Annotated in this window: 2 protein-coding genes; both read left to right on the top strand. The window is 72.4% G+C overall.

The features are described from left to right. The first annotated feature begins 694 nt into the window (after nucleotides 1-694). Nucleotides 695-16,792 carry a non-ribosomal peptide synthase/polyketide synthase gene (locus tag ACOJUJ_RS08440; protein WP_420126422.1) on the top strand — a complete coding sequence of 5,366 codons (16,098 nt, stop codon included), beginning with the start codon at nucleotides 695-697 and terminating at the stop codon, nucleotides 16,790-16,792. A gap of 166 nt (nucleotides 16,793-16,958) precedes the next feature. Further along, on the top strand, nucleotides 16,959-19,647 hold a 2,689-nt coding region (locus ACOJUJ_RS08435), incomplete at its 3' end, for a non-ribosomal peptide synthetase (protein WP_420126421.1).

Here is a 19,647-nt window from a genome sequence, read left to right as displayed (position 1 = left end):
GCCATGGCTCCCTGCCTTTCCCGGGTACAAATTCAACACTTTTTACTCCCACTTTTTCGGAGTGGGACGTTGACTAAACATAAGGCGAAGCGCTATCATAGCGTAGCTTCCTTTCGGACACCGCGGCTACAAAAACCCAAATCGTTTCGAACGGTTGGGCCCCATGTGAGCGCATCGATCTCCGGTTCAGTTTCGAGGCGGAAGATGAAAGGCGCGGTTTCGCCTCCTGCAGCACGTTCCGGCGTTGCGCGGAGCCACGGGACAGGTGGAGCCCGGCCGGACGGGGGACGCCTGTTCAGCCCGGAGCGGCGCCGCTCTCGCGCGCGAAGGTAGTCGCGGGGGATGCAGGTGAAGGTGCGGTCGGTGGAGCCGTTCACCCGGCCGGTGCTCAGGAATTTCCCCAGGATGTGATGGACGCCCATCTCGCCCGGGTGGACCCGGACCCGATGGCGTAGCTGCTCGCGCTCCGCCGCCAGTTCGCGGGGCACGAACTCCCGCTTTCCTCACGCGCTCCGCATCGAGCGGGGCGGTTCGCCGACCGGGCGGCGAGCGGCCGGCTCTCGGCGTGCCCCGCCGCCCCGCCGTGCGGAATCCACCCGCGGCATCGGCGTCCTTCCCTCGTCCCGCCGCTTTGCCGGGCGCGAGGGGAGCCGTGCGTGTTCCACATACCCGAGTCATCCAAGTTCTCCAGGTCATGAACCCCACCGCGACGCTCAACCAACTGACGCCGGCTCAGCGCCTGGAGCTGATGAAGATGGCGCGGGCCCGCAAGCTGGTGGGCGAGGGGTCGGAGCTTCCGCCGATCGAGCGCGCCGCGCGTGAGGGCCCGCTGCCGCTCTCGTTCGCGCAGGAGCGGCTGTGGTTCATCGACCGGCTGGAGCCCGGAAGCGCCGTCTACAACCTTCCCGTCGTGGCCTGGCGCCCGGCGGGTGAGCTGGACCAGGCGGCGCTGGAGCGCGCGCTGGGCGAGATCGTGCGGCGCCACGATGCGCTGCGAACCGTCTTCGCCGAGGTGGACGGCTCGCCGGTGCAGGTGGTGGCGCCGTTCAGCGGGTTCTCGCTGCCGGTGGAAGACCTGTCCGGCCTGGGCCAGGCGGAGCGCGAGGCGGCGTTCAGGCGCCGGGAAGGCGAGGAGGCACGGCGGACGTTCGACCTTTCCGCGGGACCGCTTTTTCGCGCGGTGCTGCTGAGCCTGGGCGCGGATGAGCACGTGCTGCTGCTGTCGATGCACCACATCGTCAGCGACGGGTGGAGCCTGGGGGTGCTGCAGCGCGAGCTGGGCGCGCTGTACGCGGCGTACCGTGACGGGCGTGATTCGCCGCTGCCGGAGCTGCCGGTGCAGTACGCCGACTACGCGGTGTGGCAGCGCGAGCACCTGGCGGGCGTGTTGAATCGGCAGCTGGCGTACTGGCGGGAGCGCCTGGCGGGCGCGCCGGAGCTGCTGGAGCTGCCCGCGGACCATCCGCGCCCGCCGGTGCAGACGTACCGGGGCGTGTCGATCCCCGTGCAGCTCTCCCCGGAGCTGCTGGAGCGGCTGGAGGCCCTGGGACGCGGCGAGGGCGCGACGCTGTACATGACGCTGCTGGGCGCCTTTCAGGTGCTGCTGTCCAGGTACAGCGGCGGCGAGGACATCGTCGTCGGCAGCCCGATCGCCGGACGCACGCGGGGCGAGGTGGAGGGGCTGATCGGCTTCTTCGTCAACACGCTGGTACTGCGCACCGATCTATCGGGGGATCCCAGCTTCCGCGAGATCCTGCGGCGCGTGCGCGAGGCGACGCTGGGCGCGTACGCGCACCAGGAGCTCCCGTTCGAGAAGCTGGTGGCCGAGCTGCAGCCGGAGCGCAGCCTGAGCCACTCGCCCCTGTTCCAGGTGATGTTCACGCTGCAGAACGCCGGCGTCGGGGGCGGGGGCGGCGCTCCCGCCGGGCTGGAGACGAACGGAGCCGGCCCCGCCATGGAGGTCGCCAAGTTCGATCTCTCCCTGGAGCTGGTGGCGACGCCCCGGGGCCTGCGCGGCGCGCTGAACTATAGCACAGACCTGTTCGAGCGCGGCACGATCGAGCGGATGCTCGGCCACCTGGAGCGGGTGCTGGAGCAGGTCGCCGACGATGCCGACGTGCGGCTTTCGCAGCTGGAACTGCTCGGCGATGCGGAGCGCGCGCTGGTGCTGGAGGCGTGGAACCGGACCGAAGCGGAGGTTCCGGCGGCCCTGTGCATCCACGAGCTGTTCGAGGTGCAGGCTGCGCGCACGCCGGACGCGGTGGCCGTGCGCTTCGAGGACGCGTCGCTCACCTATGCGGAGCTGAACGCGCGCGCGAACCAGCTTGCCCATCACCTGCGCGGCCTGGGTGTGGGCCCCGAGGTGCGCGTGGGCGTGCTGATGGAGCGCAGCCTGGAGATGGTGGTCTCCCTCCTGGCCGTGCTCAAGGCCGGGGGAGCCTACGTGCCGCTGGACCCGGGCCTACCCGCCGAGCGGCTGGCGTACATGCTGGTGGATGCGGACGTGGCCGTGCTGCTCACGCAGGAGCGGCTGCGCGGCATCCTCCCCGCCTCCGAACTGCCGGCGCTGGAGGTGGATGCGGCGTGGGATTCGATCGCACGGGAGAGCGCGGAGAATCCGGCGCCCGTGGTGACGCCGTCGAACGTGGCGTACGTCATCTACACCTCCGGCTCCACCGGCCGGCCGAAGGGTGTGATGAACCAGCACCGGGGCGTGGTCAACCGCCTGGTGTGGATGCAGGCGCACTTCGGCCTGTCCGCGGACGACGTGGTGCTGCAGAAGACGCCGTTCTCGTTCGACGTGTCGGTGTGGGAGTTCTTCTGGCCGCTGCAGCAGGGGGCTACGCTGGTGATGGCGCGGCCGGACGGGCATCGCGATCCGCTGTACCTGCAGGAGATCATCGAGGCTGAGGGGGTGACGACGCTGCACTTTGTCCCCTCCATGCTGCAGTCGTTCGTTGAGGCGGTTGAGCCTGGCCGCTGCGCGTCGCTCCGCCACGTCGTGTGCAGCGGCGAGGCGCTGCCGCCGGCGCTGGTGCATCGCTTCTACGACCGCTTCGCCGCCCCCGTGGTGCTCACCAACCTGTACGGCCCCACCGAAGCAGCCGTGGACGTGAGCTGCTGGACGTGCGCGCGCGAAGAAGCGGCGGACGTGGTGCCGATCGGCCGGCCGGTGTGGAACACCCAGCTGTACGTGCTGGACGCGGCACTCAAGCCCGCTCCCGTGGGCGTGCCGGGCGAGCTGTACATCGGCGGGGTGCAGGTGGCGCGCGGCTACCAGGGCCGCGCGGCGATGACCGCGGAGCGCTTCGTCCCCGATCCGTTCTCGGCGGAGCCGGGTGCGCGCCTCTACCGCACCGGCGACCGCGCTCGATGGCGGGCGGACGGTGCCATCGAGTACCTGGGTCGCCTGGACTTCCAGGTGAAGGTCCGCGGCTTCCGCATCGAGCTGGGCGAGATCGAGGCGCGGCTGGCCGAGCACGCGGACGTGCGCGAGGCGGTGGTGATCGCGCGCGCGGATGCGGGCGAGCAGCGGCTGGTTGCGTACGTGGTGGGCGGCGTGGAGACCGACGCGCTGCGCGCGCACCTGCGGCGCAGCCTGCCGGAGTACATGGTCCCGGCCGCATTCGTCCGGCTGGACGCGCTGCCGCTGACGGCCAACGGCAAGCTGGCCCGCAAGGCGCTGCCGGTGCCGGAGTTCGCGGCCGGCGCGGACCGGTACGTGGCGCCGCGCACGCCGGCCGAAGAGGTGCTGGCGGGGATCTGGGCGGAGGTGCTGCGGCTGGAGCGCGTTGGGGTGGAGGAAAGCTTCTTCCAGCTGGGCGGGCACTCGCTGCTGGCCACGCGCGTGGTGTCACGGGTGCGCGACGCGTTCGGTGTGGAGCTGCCGCTGCGGGCGCTGTTCGAGGCACCCACGGTGGCGGAGCTGTCCCGGCGCGTGGAGGAGATGCGCCGCGCGGGGGCGCCGGGGCTGCCGCCCGTGGTGCCGATCGAGCGCACGGGGGCGCTGCCGCTGTCGTTCGCGCAGGAGCGGCTGTGGTTCATCGACCGGCTGGAGCCGGGGAGCACCGTCTACAACGTCCCCGTGGCGCGGCGCCTGGGGGGGGCGCTGGACGTGGTGGCGCTGGAGCGCGCGCTGGGTGAGGTCGTCCGGCGCCACGAGTCGCTGCGGACGGTCTTCGCCGAGACCGACGGCGCGCCGGTGCAGGTGGTGGCGCCCTTCAGCGGGTTTGCCCTGCCGGTGGAAGACCTGTCGGGGCTGGGCGAGGCGGCGGTCGAGCGGCGGACGAGCGAGGAGGCGCGGCGCGTGTTCGACCTTGCCGCGGGACCGCTCTTTCGCGCGGCGCTGCTGCGGGTGGATGCCGAGGATCACGTGCTGCTGCTGTCGATGCACCACATCGTCAGCGACGGGTGGAGCATGGGTCTGCTTTTCCGCGAAGTGGCGGCGCTGTACGCGGCGTACCGCGAGGGCGGGGAGTCGCCGCTCGCGGAGCTGCCGGTGCAGTACGCGGATTACGCGGTGTGGCAGCGCGAGCAGCTGGCGGGCGAGGCGCTGGAACGGCAGCTCTCCTTCTGGCGTGAGCGCCTGGCGGGCGCGCCGGAGCTGCTGGAGCTGCCCACCGACCACCCCCGCCCGCCGGTGCAGACGTTCCGGGGCGCCTCGGTTCCGCTGGAGCTTTCCCCGGAGCTGCTGGAGCGGCTGCAGGCACTGGGTCGCGGCGAGGGCGCCACGCTGTTCATGACGCTGCTGGGCGCCTTTCAGGTGCTGCTGGGCAAGTACGCCGGCAGCGACGACATCGTCGTGGGAACCACCATCGCCGGACGTACGCGCGGCGAGGTGGAGGCGCTGATCGGCTTTTTCGTCAACACGCTGGTGCTGCGCACCGACCTGGGCGGAGATCCCAGCTTTCGCGCGGTGCTGCGGCGCGTGCGCGAGGCCACGCTGGGCGCGTACGAGCACCAGGAGGTGCCGTTCGAACGGGTGGTCGCCGAGCTGCAGCCGGAGCGCAGCCTTAGCCACTCGCCGCTCTTTCAGGTGGTGTTCGAGCTGCAGGAGGCCGGGGGCGGGGGAGGCGCGCTGCAGGGGCTCAAGGTCGGCGGCGCCGGTTCGGCGATGGAGGTCGCCCAGTTCGATCTTTCCCTGACGCTCGCGGCCACTTCCCAGGGCCTGCGCGGCGTGCTGAACTACAGCACCGACCTCTTCGACCGCGATACGGCGGAGCGGATGCTCAGCCACTTCGCGCGCGTGCTGGAGCAGGTTGCCGCGGACGCGGACGTGCGGCTTTCGCGGCTGGCGCTCGCCGGGCCGCGGGAGCGTGCCCGGGTGGTCGTGGAGTGGAACCGCACCCAGCGGCCGTTCCCGCGGGCCTGCATCCACCAGCTCTTCCAGGAACAGGCGGCGCGCACGCCCGGTGCGGCGGCCCTGGTTTGGGGCGCGGAGGAGCTGACGTACCGCGAGCTGGACGCGCGCTCGAACCGGCTGGCGCACCACCTGGCCGGGCTGGGCGTGGGGCCGGAGAGCCGTGTGGGCGTCCGGGTGGAGCGGAGCGTCGCCAACGTGGTCGCCACCCTGGCCGTGCTCAAGGCCGGCGGCTGCTGCGTCCCCGTCGACACCAGCTATCCGGCCGAGCGCATGGCGCTCATGCTGGCCGACAGCGCCGTCCGCGTCCTGCTGACCGACGGGGAGCTCGCCGCCCCGGGTCTGCACGTCATCCGTCTGGACCAAGCCGAGGAACTGCTCGCCGCCCACCCGGATCACCCGCTGTCGACCGGCGTGTCGGCGGGGAACCTGGCGTACGTCTTCTACACCAGCGGCAGCACGGGGCGGCCCAAGGGTGTGATGATGGGACACCGCGAGGTGGTGCAGTACGCCGCCTGCCTGCCGGAGACGATGCCGATCGGCCCCGGCGACCGGGTGGCGCAGGCGTCCAACGCCAGCTTTGACGCGGCGGTGTTCGAGATCTGGGGCGCGCTCGTCCATGGCGCCACGCTGGTGGGCATCGACCGCGACGTCCTTCTCTCCGCGCCGCTGCTGGGGCAGGCGCTGCGCGAGCAGGGGATCACGCACCTCTACCAGACAGCCGCGCTCTTCAACCAGCACGTCCGCGGACAGGTGGATGTCTACGCAGGTTTGCGCCAGCTGGTGTTCGGGGCCGAGGCGGTGGGGACGGAGGGCGTGCGGGCGATGCTGCGCGAGGGGAAGCCCGCGCGCGTACTGCACGAGTACGGGCCCACCGAGGCGACGGTGTGGTGCACGCTGGAGGAGGTGGACGAGGTGGAGGAGGGCGCGGCCACGGTGTCCATCGGCCGCCCCATCCCCAACGCGCGCGCCTACGTCCTGGACCCGGCGGGCCAGCCGCTCCCGGTGGGTGTGCCCGGCGAGCTGTGCATCGGGGGCGACGGCGTGGTGCGCGGCTACCTGGGCCGGCCAGGGCTGACGGCGGAGCGCTTTGTCCCCGACCCGTTCGCCGCGGAGCCGGGCGCGCGGATGTACCGCACCGGCGACCGCGCGCGGTGGAAGGCCGATGGAAAGCTGGAGTTCATGGGCCGCCTGGACGACCAGGTGAAGATCCGCGGCTTCCGCATCGAGCCGGGGGAGGTTGAGGCGGCGATCGCGGCGTATCCGGGCGTGCGCCAGGCCCGGGTGATGATGCGCCAGGACCAGCCGGGCGACAAGCAGCTGGTGGCGTACATCGTCGGCGACGCCGAAGCCGAGGCGCTGCGCGCGCACCTGCGGCAGAGCCTGCCGGAGTACATGGTGCCGGCCGCGTTCGTGGTGCTGCCGCAGCTGCCGCTTACGCCCAACGGCAAGCTGGACCGCAAGGCGCTGCCCGCGCCGGAGGGCGATGCATACGCGCGGCGCAGCTACGAGGCCCCGCTGGGGGAGATCGAGACGGCGCTGGCCGGGATCTGGGCAGAGGTGCTGGGGCTGGACCGGGTGGGCCGCCGCGACAACTTCTTCGAGCTGGGCGGACACTCGCTGCTGGCCATCCGGCTGATCGAGGGGATGCGTCGCGCGGGGCTGTACGTGGAAGTGCGGGCCCTGTTCACCACGCCGGTGCTGGCCGAGCTGGCCCTGGCCGTGGGCGGAGCGTCTTCGGAGGTAAAGGTCCCCGCGAACGCGATCCCCGAGGGCTCCCAATCCATCACGCCGCCGATGCTGCCACTGGTGGAGCTTAGCCAGGCGGAGATCGACCGGATCGTGGCGGACGTGCCGGGCGGAGCCGCGCAGGTGCAGGACATCTACCCGCTGGCCCCGCTGCAGGAGGGAATCCTCTTCCACCACCTGCTGTCACAGGACGGGGATCCGTACCTCCTGTCGTACCTGACCGTGTTCGACGGCCGCGCGCCCCTGGACGCGTACCTGGCGGCACTGCAGGCGGTGATCGATCGACACGACGTCCTGCGCACGGCCGTGGCCTGGGAGGGGCTGCGCGAGCCGGTGCAGGTGGTCTGGCGCCACGCGCCGCTGCCGGTGGACGAGGTGGAGCTGGATGCCGGCGCGGAGGCGGAGGATGCGCCCAGGCAGCTGTGGGAGCGCTACGACCCCCGGCGGTTCCGGATGGACCTGGGACAGGCGCCGCTGATGCGGGCGTGCATCGCCGAGGACCGCGTGCGCGGCCGGTGGCTGCTGCTGCTGCTCTGGCACCACCTGGCCGAAGACCACGAGTCGCTGGAGGTGATGCAGGAGGAGATCGCGGCGCACCTGCAGGGCCGGGAGTCCGAGCTGCCCGCGCCGCTGCCGTTCCGCAACTACGTGGCGCAGGCGCGCCTGGGAGTGAGCCGTGAGGAGCACGAGCGGTTCTTCCGCGGCATGCTGGGCGACATCGACGAGCCCACCGCGCCGTTCGGGCTGCTGGACGTGTGGGGCGAGGGTCGCGGGGTCGCGGAGGCGTGGCTTCCGGTGGCGGGCGACCTGGGGGCACGGCTGCGCGGCCGGGCACGGGCGCTGGGGGTGAGCGTGGCGAGCCTGTGCCACCTGGCGTGGGCGCAGGTACTGGCGCGGGTCTCGGGCCGCAGCGACGTGGTGTTCGGGACGCTGCTCTTTGGCCGCATGCAGGGCGGGGAAGGTACGGACCGGGTGATGGGCCCCTTCATCAACACGCTGCCGGTGCGGATCGGCGTGGGGGAGGAGGGGGCAGAGGCGGCGGTGCGTCGCACGCACGCGCTGCTGGCGGACCTGCTGCGGCACGAGCACGCCTCGCTGTCGCTGGCGCAGCGCAGCAGCGGCGTGGCGGCACCGGCGCCGCTGTTCACCTCGCTGCTGAACTATCGCCACGGCGGCGCCCCCAGGCGTCCGCAGGAGGCGGGGCAGCCCGGGGAAGGAGGGCGTACCCTTCGCGTACAGGAGCGGACCAATTACCCCGTGGCCGTCGCGGTAAACGACCTGGGGGATGAGCTCTCGCTGGTGGCGCAGGTGGCGGCGCCGGCGGACGCGGAGCGGGTGTGCCGGATGATGCACACGGCGCTGGAGCGGCTGGTCGAGGCGCTGGAGGACGCTCCAGGGCGGGCGATCGGCGCCATCGACGTGCTGCCGGAGGCGGAGCGCCGCGTGGTGGTGGAGGCGTGGAACCGCACGGACGCGGACTACCCCGCGGATGCGACCATCCACCGGCTCTTCGAGGAACAGGCGGCGCGCACGCCGGACGCCGCCGCCGTCGTCTTCGAGGACGACGCGCTGAGCTACGCGGAGCTGAACGCCCGCGCCAACCGGCTGGCGAACTACCTGCGGCGCCGCGGCGTTCGCCCGGAAACCCGCGTGGGCATCTGCCTGGAGCGCGGCCCGGAGCTGGTCGTCGCCATCCTGGCCGTGCTGAAGGCGGGCGGCGCCTACGTGCCGCTGGACCCGTCGTATCCGGCCGAGCGGCTGGCCTTTATGCTCGCCGACTCCGGCGCGCCGCTCCTGCTTACCCGCCTGCCGCTGCCGGACGGGCTTTCGCCGCACACCGCCGAGGTCGTGTGCCTGGACGCCGACCGCGCGCGCATCGAGGCCGAGAGCGCCGAGGCGCCGGCCGTTGGCGTCTCGCCCGACCACCTGGCGTACGTCATCTACACCTCCGGGAGCACGGGGACGCCCAAGGGGGTGATGGTGCCGCACCGGGGCGTGCCCAACCTGGCGCACGCGCAGGCCCGCCGCTTCGGCATCGACGGCAGCAGCCGCTTGCTGCAGTTCGCCTCGTTCTCGTTCGACGCGGCGGTGGCGGAAGTCTTCGACGCGCTGCTGAACGGGGCCGCGCTGGTGATGGCGTCGCGCGATGCGCTTCTCCCCGGCGCGGGGCTGCTGGAGACGCTGCGGCGCGGGCGCGTCACGGTGGCCACGCTGCCGCCGTCGGTGCTCGCCATCCTTCCCCCGGACGGCCTGCCGGAGCTGCGTACGGTGGTGAGCGCGGGTGAGGCGGTGGATGCCGCCACGGTGGAGCGGTGGAGCGCCGGCCGCACCTTCGTGAACGCCTACGGGCCGACGGAGGTCACGGTCTGCGCGACGGCTGCTTCCGTCGAGGCAGATGGACGCGCTCCGGCGATCGGCCGCCCGCTGGAGAACGTGCGGGTGTACGTGCTGGACGCGGCGGGCCGGCCGGCGCCGGTGGACGTTGCCGGCGAGCTGTACGTGGGCGGCGTGGGAGTCGCGCGCGGCTACCTGGGCCGGCCGGGGCTGACGGCGGAGCGCTTCGTTCCGGATCCCTTCGGCGGTGAGCCCGGGGCGCGGCTCTACCGCACGGGCGACCGGGTGCGGTGGTCGGCGCAGGGCGAGCTGGAGTTCCTGGGGCGCGTGGACGAGCAGGTCAAGGTGCGCGGCTTCCGCATCGAGCCGGGCGAGATCGAAGGCGCGCTGCGGCGGAGCGAGGGCGTCGCCGACTGCGCGGTCGTGGCCCGCCAGGACGTGCCCGGGGAGACGCGGCTGGTGGCGTACGTGGTGGGCGACGCGGAGGCGGGCGCACTGCGCGAGCACCTGCGGCGGAGCCTGCCGGAGCACATGGTGCCGTCCGCGTTCGTCTCGCTGGACGCGCTGCCGCTGACGCCCAATGGCAAGCTGGACCGCAAGGCGCTTCCCGCCCCGGACCTGGCTTCGGCGGGCGAACGGTACGTGGCGCCGCGCACGCCGGTGGAGGAGGTGCTGGCGGAGATCTGGGCGGAGGTGCTGCGCCTGGAGCGGGTGGGCGTGACGGAAAGCTTCTTCGAGCTGGGCGGCCACTCCCTGCTGGCCACGCGCGTGGTCTCGCGCGTCCGCGAGGTGTTCGGGGTGGAGCTGCCGCTTCGCGCGCTCTTCGAGCGGCCCACGGTGGGCGAGCTGGCCGGGCGCGTGGAGGAGATGCGCCGCGCGGGGGCGCCGGTGCTGCCCTCCGTGGTGCCGGCCGGGCGCGCGGGTGCTTTGCCGCTGTCGTTCGCGCAGGAGCGGCTGTGGTTCCTGGACCGGCTGGAGCCGGGGAGCACCACCTACAACATGCCCGCCGCCTGGCGCCTGGGCGGAGCCCTGGACCCGGCGGCGCTGGAGCGGGCGCTGGGCGAGATCGTGCGGCGGCACGAGGCGCTGCGGACGGTCTTCGCCGAGGCGGACGGTTCGCCGGTGCAGGTGATCGCGCCGTTCGACGGCTTCGCCCTGCCGGTGGAGGACCTGTCGGGGCTGGGCGACGCGGATCGCGAGGCGGCGGCCAGGCGCCGCGCGGGGGAGGAGGCGGCACGGCCGTTCGACCTGGCCGCGGGCCCGCTCTTCCGTGCGGCGCTGCTGCGGCTGGGCGGGGAAGATTACGTGCTGCTGCTCTCGATGCACCACATCGTCAGCGACGGGTGGAGCATGGGGGTGCTCTTCCGCGAGATGTCGGCGCTGTACGAGGCGTACCGTGAAGGGCGTGCGTCGCCGCTCCCGGAGCTGGCGGTGCAGTACGCCGACTACGCGGTCTGGCAGCGCGAGCAGCTGGCGGGCGAGACCCTGGACGGGCAGCTGGCGTACTGGAAGGAGCGTCTGGCGGACGCACCCGCGCTGCTGGAGCTGCCCAGCGACCATCCGCGCCCGGCGGTGCAGTCGTACCGCGGCGCGACCGTCCCGGTGCAGCTCTCTCCGGAGCTGCTGGAGCGGCTGCAGGCGCTGAGCCGCACCGAAGGCGCGACGCTGTACATGACGCTGCTGGGCGCGTTCCAGGTGCTGCTGTCCAGGTACAGCGGCAGCGAGGACGTCGTCGTCGGCAGCCCGATCGCCGGGCGCACGCGCGGCGAGGTGGAGGCGCTGATCGGCTTCTTCATCAACACGCTGGTGCTGCGGACCGACCTCTCGGGCGACCCCAGCTTCCGCGAAACCCTGCGGCGGGTGCGGGAGGCGACGCTGGGGGCGTACGCGCACCAGGAGCTTCCCTTCGAAAAGCTGGTGGTGGAGCTGCAGCCGGAGCGCAGCCTGAGCCATTCGCCCCTGTTCCAGGTGATGTTCACGCTGCAGAACGCAGGCGGCGGGGGAGGCGCGCTTGCGGGTCTGAAGGTGGGCGGCGTCGGTGCGGCCATGCAGGTCGCCCGGTTCGATCTTTCCCTGGAGCTCACGGCGACCCCCGAGGGGCTGCGCGGCGGAATCATCTACAGCACCGACCTCTTCGAGCGCGGCACGATCGTCCGGATGCTCGGCCACCTGGAGCGGGTGCTGGAGCAGGTCGCGGGCGATGCGGACGTGCGGCTCTCCGAGCTGGAACTGCTCGGCGAGACGGAGCGCGCGCGGGTGGTGGACGAGTGGAACCGGACCGAGGCGGAGGTTCCGGCGGACCGCTGCATCCACCAGCTGTTCGAGGCGCAGGCGGCGCGCACCCCGGACGCGGTGGCCGTGCGCTTCGAGGATGCGTCGCTCACGTACGCGCAGCTGAACGCGCGCGCCAACCAGCTCGCCCACCACCTGCGCGGCCGCGGCGTGGGCGCCGAGGTGCGCGTCGGCGTGCTGATGGAGCGCAGCTTCGAAATGGTCATCTCGCTCCTGGCCGTGCTCAAGGCCGGGGGCGGGTACGTGCCGCTGGACCCGGGCCTGCCCGCCGAGCGGCTGGCGTACATGCTGGAGGACAGCTCCGTGCCGCTGGTTCTGGTGCAGGCGGCCCAGCGCGAGACGGTGCCCGCACGCGAGGGCGTCGAGGTGCTGGTGGTGGACGCGCTTGCGGAGCGGCTGGCGGCGGAGCCGGCGGAGAACCCGGCGGTCGGCGCGGGTCCGGACTCGCTGGCGTACGTCATCTACACCTCCGGCTCCACCGGCCGACCGAAGGGTGTGATGAACCAGCACCGGGGCGTGGTGAACCGCCTGGTGTGGATGCAGGCGCACTTCGGCATCGGCGCGGACGACGTGGTGCTGCAGAAGACGCCGTTCTCGTTCGACGTATCGGTGTGGGAGTTCTTCTGGCCGCTGCAGCAGGGCGCGCGGCTGGTGATGGCGCGGCCGGACGGGCATCGCGATCCGCTGTACCTGCAGGAGATCATCGAGGCCGAGGGGGTGACGACACTGCACTTTGTCCCCTCCATGCTGCAGTCGTTCGTGGAGGCGGTGGAGCCTACCCGCTGCGCGTCGCTGCGCAATGTCGTTTGCAGCGGCGAGGCGCTGCCGCCGGCGCTGGTGCATCGCTTCTACGACCGATTCGCCGGCCCCGTCGTTCTCACCAACCTCTACGGCCCGACGGAAGCGACCGTGGACGTGAGCTGCTGGATGTGCGCGCGCGACGAAGCGGCGGACGTGGTGCCGATCGGCCGCCCCGTCTGGAACACGCAATTGTACGTTTTGGACGCCGTGCTCAACCCCGCTCCCGTGGGCGTGCCGGGCGAGCTGTACATCGGCGGTGTGCAGGTGGCGCGTGGCTATCAGCGCCGCGCGGCGATGACGGCGGAGCGCTTCATCCCCGATCCGTTCTCGTCGCAGCCGGGCGCGCGTCTCTACCGCACCGGCGACCGCGCTCGCTGGCGGGCGGACGGCGCCATCGAGTACCTGGGGCGGCTGGACTTCCAGGTAAAGGTGCGCGGCTTCCGCATCGAGCTGGGCGAGATCGAGGGCGTGCTGCGGCGCAGCGCGGGCGTCACCGACTGCGTGGTCCTGGCGCGTGAGGACGCGACGGGCGACCGCCGGCTGGTGGCGTACGTGGTGGGCGCCGTTGAGGCGGACGCGCTGCGCGAGCACCTGCGCCGGGAACTGCCGGAGTACATGGTCCCGGCCGCGTTCGTCCCGCTAAACGCGCTGCCGCTGACGGCGAACGGCAAGCTGGACCGCAAGGCGCTGCCTGCGCCGGAGGGCGATGCGTACGCGCGCCGCAGCTACGAGGCACCGCTGGGGGAGATCGAGACGGCGCTGGCGGAGATCTGGGGCGAGGTGCTGGGCGTGGAGCGGGTGGGGCGATGGGACCACTTCTTCGAGCTGGGCGGGCACTCGCTGCTGGGAATCAAGCTGATCGGCCGGATGCGGCAGGTGGGGCTGTACACGGACGTGCGGGCACTCTTCGCCACGCCGGTGCTGGCGGATTTGGCTCTGGCCGTGGGCCGGGCGTCCATGGAGATGGAGATCCCCGCGAACGCCATCCCGGAGGGAAGCCGATCCATCACGCCGCGGATGCTGCCGCTGGTGGAGCTCACGCAGACGGAGATCGACCGCATCGTGGCGGAGGTGCCGGGCGGAGCCGCGAACGTGCAGGACATCTATCCGCTGGCCCCGCTGCAGGAGGGGATCCTCTTCCACCATCTGCTGTCGGAGCAGGGGGATCCCTACCTCCTGTCGATGGTGACCGAGTTCGACACGCGCGCGCGTCTGGATCAGCACCTGGCGGCACTGCAGGCGGTGATCGATCGCCACGACATCCTGCGCACGGCCATGGCCTGGGAGGAGCTGCGCGAGCCGGTGCAGGTCGTTTTGCGGCACGCGCCGCTGCCGGTGGAGGAGGTGGTGCTGGATGCGGGGGCCGGGGACGGGGTTGGGGCGGCCGAGCGGTTGTGGCGGCGCTTTGACCCCCGGCACTACCGCATGGACCTGAAGCGGGCGCCGCTGCTGCGCGCGTGCATCGCCCAGGACCCGGCAAGCGGCCGGTGGCTGCTGCTGATGCTCACGCACCACCTGACCAACGACCACGAGTCGCTGGAGGTGCAGCAGGAGGAGATCTCCGCACACCTGCTGGGCCGCGGGTCCGATCTGCCGGCGCCCACGCCCTTCCGCAACTACGTGGCGCAGGCGCGGCTGGGGATGAGCCGGGATGAGCACGAGCGGTTCTTCCGCGGGATGCTGGCCGACGTGGACGAGCCGACGGCGCCGTACGGGCTGCTGGACGTGTGGGGCGAGGGACACGGCATCGCCGAGGCGCGGCTTGCCATCGCGGGCGACCTGGGCGTGCGCCTGCGCCGCCGGGCGCGGTCGTTGGGGGTGACCGTGGCCAGCCTGTGCCACCTGGCGTGGGCGCAGGTGCTGGCGCGGCTGAGCGGGCGAAATGACGTGGTGTTCGGGACGCTGCTCTTCGGCCGGATGCAGGGCGGGGAGGGGTCGGACCGGGTGATGGGCCCGCTCATCAACACGCTGCCGGTGCGGATCGGGGTCGGCGACGAAGCGGTCGAGGCGGCGGTGCGGCGCACGCACGCCCTGCTGGCCGACCTGCTGCGGCACGAGCACGCCTCGCTGGCGCTGGCGCAGCGCAGCAGCGGCGTTGCGGCACCCGCGCCGCTGTTCACCTCGCTGCTGAACTACCGGCACGGGGGCGGGACGGAGCGTTCGGGTGAGGCGGGGCAGCCGGAGCAGGGGGTGCGCGGCATTCACGCCCAGGAGCGGACCAACTACCCCCTGTCGCTGGCCGTGGACGACCTGGGGGATGCGTTCTCGCTGATGGCGCAGGTCGCGGCCCCGGCGGACGCGGAGCAGGTGTGCCGGATGATGCACACGGCGCTCGCCCGGCTGGTCGAGGCGCTGGAGACGGCTCCCAGTCGGGCCATCGGGAGCATCGACGTGCTGCCGGAGGCGGAGCGCCGCGTGGTGGTGGAGGCGTGGAACCGCACGGAGGCCGAGTACCCGGCCGATCGCTGCATCCACGAGCTGTTCGAGGCGCAGGCGGCGCGGACGCCGGACGCCGTGGCGGTCGAGTTCGAGGGCGAAACCTTCCGCTACCGTGAGCTGAACGAGCGGGCCAACCGGCTGGCGCATCATCTCGCCGGTCTGGGCGTCGGGGCGGAGACGCGGGTGGGGATCTGCCTGGAGCGGGGGATGGAGATGATCGTCGCCGCGCTGGCCGTGCTCAAGGCGGGCGGCGGATACGTACCGCTGGACCCCGCCTATCCCGCGGAGCGGCTGGCGTTCATGCTGGCCGACGCCGCCGTCCCCGTGCTGGTGACGCAGGAGTCGCTGCGCGCGGTGCTTCCCACCGGCGAGGGCGTCGCGGTGGTGAGCGTGGATGGCGACGCGGCGCGGCTCGCGGCGGAGTCCGCGGAGAACCCGGAGCGCCCCGTCTCGCCTGACCAGCTGGCGTACGTGATCTACACCTCGGGGAGCACGGGCCGGCCGAAGGGTGTGATGGTGCCGCACCGAGGCGTGCCGAACCTGGCGTACGCGCAGGCGCGCCGCTTCGGCATCGACGGTACGAGCCGCGTCCTGCAGTTCGCCTCGTTCTCGTTCGACGCGGCGGTGGCGGAAGTATTCGACACGCTGCTGAACGGGGCCGCGCTGGTGATGGCGCCGCGCGAGGCACTTCTCCCCGGTCCGGGGCTGCTGGAGACGCTGCGGGGCGGGCGCGTCACCGTGGCCACCCTGCCGCCGTCGGTGCTGGCCATCCTTCCGCCGGACGACCTGCCGGAGTTGCGCACGGTGATCAGCGCCGGCGAGGCGGTGGATGCCGCGACGGTCGCGCGGTGGAGCGCCGGGCGCACCTTCGTGAACGCCTACGGGCCGACGGAGGTTACCGTCTGCGCCACCTCCGCCCGCTGCGAGGCTGACGGGCGTGCCCCGTCCATTGGCCGCGCGCTGGAGAACGTGCGGGTGTACGTGCTGGATGCGGCGGGCCGGCCGGCGCCGGTGGGCGTTCCTGGCGAACTGTACGTGGGCGGCGTAGGCGTCGCGCGCGGCTACCTGGGCCGGCCGGGGCTGACGGCGGAGCGGTTCGTTCCGGACCCCTTCGGCGGCGAAGCCGGGGCGCGGCTCTACCGGACGGGTGACCGGGTGCGGTGGTCGGCCGGGGGCGAGCTGGAGTTCCTGGGGCGGGTGGACGAGCAGGTCAAGGTGCGCGGCTTCCGCATCGAGCCGGGCGAGATCGAGGGCGTGCTGCGGCGGAGCGAGGGTGTCACCGACTGCGTGGTGGTGGCGTGCGCGGACGTGCCCGGGGAGACGCGGCTGGTGGCGTACGTGGTGGGCAACGTGGACGCGGGAGCACTGCGCGAGCACCTGCTCCGCGATCTTCCGGAGTACATGGTGCCGTCCGCGTTCGTCAGCATGGACGCGATGCCGCTGACGCCCAACGGCAAGCTGGACCGCAAGGCGCTTCCCGCTCCGGGCCTCGCTTCGGCGAGCGAGCGGTACGTGGCGCCGCGTACGCCGGTGGAGGAGGTGCTGGCGGAGATCTGGGCAGAGGTGCTGCAGCTGGAACGGGTGGGGGTGACGGAGAGCTTCTTTGATCTGGGTGGCCACTCGCTGCTGCTCATGCGGCTGCTGGCCCACGTCCAGGCCACGTTCGACGTGGAGATCTCGATTCGCACCGTGTACGCCATGCCGGCGCTGGAAGCCATGGCGGAAGAGATCGAGCGCAGGATTTACGAGGACGTCGCCACCCTGTCCGAAGACGAGATCGAGCAGCTGGCCGCGTCCAACCCCGTTGTAAGAGCCTGATATGTCCGCAGAACCGACGGTTGGACTTCCGCGTCCGGAACTCTCCGCTGCCAGGCGTGCCCTCATCGAGGCTAGGCTCAGGGGCCAGGTCCGCTCGCTTGCCATCGCACCCCGTCCCCATCGCGAAAGCGCTCCGCTGTCTTTCTCGCAGGAGCGGCTGTGGTTCATGGACCGGCTGGATCCGGGGAGCAGCGCGTACAACGTGGGCTGGTCGCTCCGGCTGCGGGGAGCGTCGGACATCGGGGCGCTGGAGCGTAGCCTGGGCGAGATCGTCCGGCGGCACGAGGCGCTGCGGACCGTTTTCCGGGAGGTGGATGGCGCTCCGGTGCAGGTGATCATCCCCTTTGGCGGGTTCACCCTTCCGGTCGAGGATTTTTCCGGGCTGGCCGACGCGGATCGCGAGATGGCGGTGCGGCGGCGGGTGGCGGACGATGCGGCGCGGCCCTTTGACCTGGCCGCGGGACCGCTCTTTCGGGCGGCGCTGCTGCGGCTGGGCCAGGAAGACCACGTGCTGCTGGTGGGGATGCACCACATCGTCAGCGACGGGTGGAGCATCGGCGTGCTCTCCAGCGAGTTTTCGGCGCTGTACCAGGCGTACCGCGAGGGACGGGGGTCGCCGCTCCCCGAGCTGGCGGTGCAGTACGGAGACTATGCCGCCTGGCAGCGCGAGCACCTGCGGGGGGCGGTGCTGGAGCGGCAGCTGTCGTACTGGCGCGAGCGGCTGGCGGACGCGCCCGCGCTGCTGGAGCTGCCCACCGACCATCCCCGCCCGGCCGTGCAGACGTTCCGGGGGGCGAACGAAGGGGTCGGGCTTTCCGGCGAGCTTCTGGAGCGGCTTCGCGAGGTGGGCCGGCGCGAGGGCGCGTCGCTGTACATGGTGCTGCTGGCCGCATTTCAGGTGCTCCTCTCCCGGTACAGCGCGAGCGAGGACGTGGTGGTGGGAAGCCCCGTCGCGGGGCGCACCAGAAAAGAGGTGGAGGGGCTGATCGGCTTCTTCGTCAACACGCTGGTGCTGCGGGCCGATCTTTCGGGAGACCCGAGCTTTCGCGAGGCCGTGCGCCGGGTGCGGGAGGCGACGCTGGGTGCGTACGAGCACCAGGAGGTGCCCTTCGAGCGCCTGGTCGAGGAGCTGCAGCCGGAGCGCAGCCTGAGCCATTCGCCGCTCTTTCAGGTGATGTTCAGCCTGCAGGACGCCGAGGGCGGGGGTGGCGGCGGGGGCGGGGGCGGCGCTCTCGCGGGGCTGGAGGTGAACGGAGTTGGAGCGGACGTGGAGGTCGCCAAGTTCGATCTCTCCCTGGAGCTGGTGGCGACCCCGGGAGGCCTGCGCGGCCGGCTGGACTACAGCAGAGACCTCTTTGAGCCGCCCACCATCCAGCGCATGGCGCGGCACCTGGAGCGGGTGCTGCAGCAGGTCGCCGCCAACGCGGACGTGCGCCTCTCGCGGCTGGAGCTGCTTGGCGACGCGGAGCGCGAGCAGGTGCTGGGGACGTGGAACCAGACGGCGCGCGAAACCTCCGACCCGCCGGCCCACGCGCTCTTTGCCCAGTGGGCGCGCCGCGCGCCGCAGGCCGTCGCGCTCCTGGCCGGCCAGGAGGCCGTGACGTATGGCGAGCTGGACCGTCGCGCGGCGGTCCTCGCCCGGCACCTGCGCCAGCTGGGGGTTGGGCCTGAGACGCCGGTGGGCCTGTGCATGGAGCGCACGCCCGAGCTGCTGGTGGGCGTGCTGGGGATCTGGAAGGCGGGCGGCGCGTACGTCCCGCTGGATCCCGGCTACCCGGCGGAGCGGCTGGGCTGGATCATCGCCGACGCCGCGCTTCCGGTGGTGGTCGCCACGACGGACACGGCTGGGGTGCTGCCGGAGCACGGAGCCACCCTCGTGCGGGTGGACCAGCTTCCGGATCTCGCCTCCGACACGACGGATGCGGCGGCGGAGGTGACCGCGTCCGACGCGAGCCTGGCGTACGTCATCTACACCTCCGGCTCCACCGGCCGCCCCAAGGGAGTGCAGGTGCAGCACGGTTCCCTGTCCAACCTGCTGGCCGCCACGCGCGAGGCGTTCGGCGTCGCCTCGGGCGACGTGATGCCGGCGCTGGCGTCGTACGCGTTCGACATCTGGCTCTTCGAGGGGTTGCTGCCGCTGACCTCCGGCGCGGCGGTGCGCCTGGTGGCGCGCGAGCGGGTGATGGACGTACCCGCGCTGGTGGAGGAGATCGCCGCCGCCACGCTGGTTCACGCCGTCCCCGCGCTGATGCGGCAGATCGTCCATGCGGAGCGCGAGACCCCCCGGCTCGCCCGGCTGCGGCGCGCGTTCGTGGGCGGCGATCAGGTGGCGGCCGACCTGCTGGCGGAGATGCGCCAGGCGCTCCCCGGCGCGGAGACGCACGTCCTGTACGGACCCACCGAGGGTACCATCCTGGCCTCCGTGCACCCGGTGCCCTTGGACGGAATCGTGGAGGGGCATCCGATCGGCCGGCCGCTGGGGAACGTGCGCCTCTATGTGTGCGACGCGTTCGGCGGCCCGCAGCCGGCGGGCGTACCGGGCGAGCTGCTGATCGGCGGGGCGGGGGTGGCGCGCGGGTACCTGGGACGGCCGGAGCTGACGGCGGAGCGGTTCGTTCCCGATGCGTTTGGCGCGGAGCCCGGCGCGAGGCTGTATCGGACGGGTGACCGGGCGCGCTGGCGTGCGGACGGCACGCTGGAGTTCCTGGGGCGGATGGACGCGCAGGTGAAGATCCGCGGCTTCCGCATCGAGCCGGGCGAGATCGAGGCGATGCTGCGGGGCCACGAGCGCGTCAGCGACTGCGTGGTGATTGCGCGCGAGGACGTGCCGGGCGACCGGCGGCTGGTGGCGTACG

The sequence above is a fragment of the Longimicrobium sp. genome, assembly GCF_048594345.1.
GTDB lineage: Bacteria > Gemmatimonadota > Gemmatimonadetes > Longimicrobiales > Longimicrobiaceae > Longimicrobium.
The sequence above is the reverse complement of the archived record's forward strand: the minus strand, read 5'-3'. Positions and strand labels throughout refer to the sequence as shown.

Bases quoted from the DNA above. Each gene is read 5' to 3' on its own strand.
- ACOJUJ_RS08440 (WP_420126422.1), top strand. From the start codon at position 695: ATGAACCCCACCGCGACGCTCAACCAACTGACGCCGGCTCAGCGCCTG.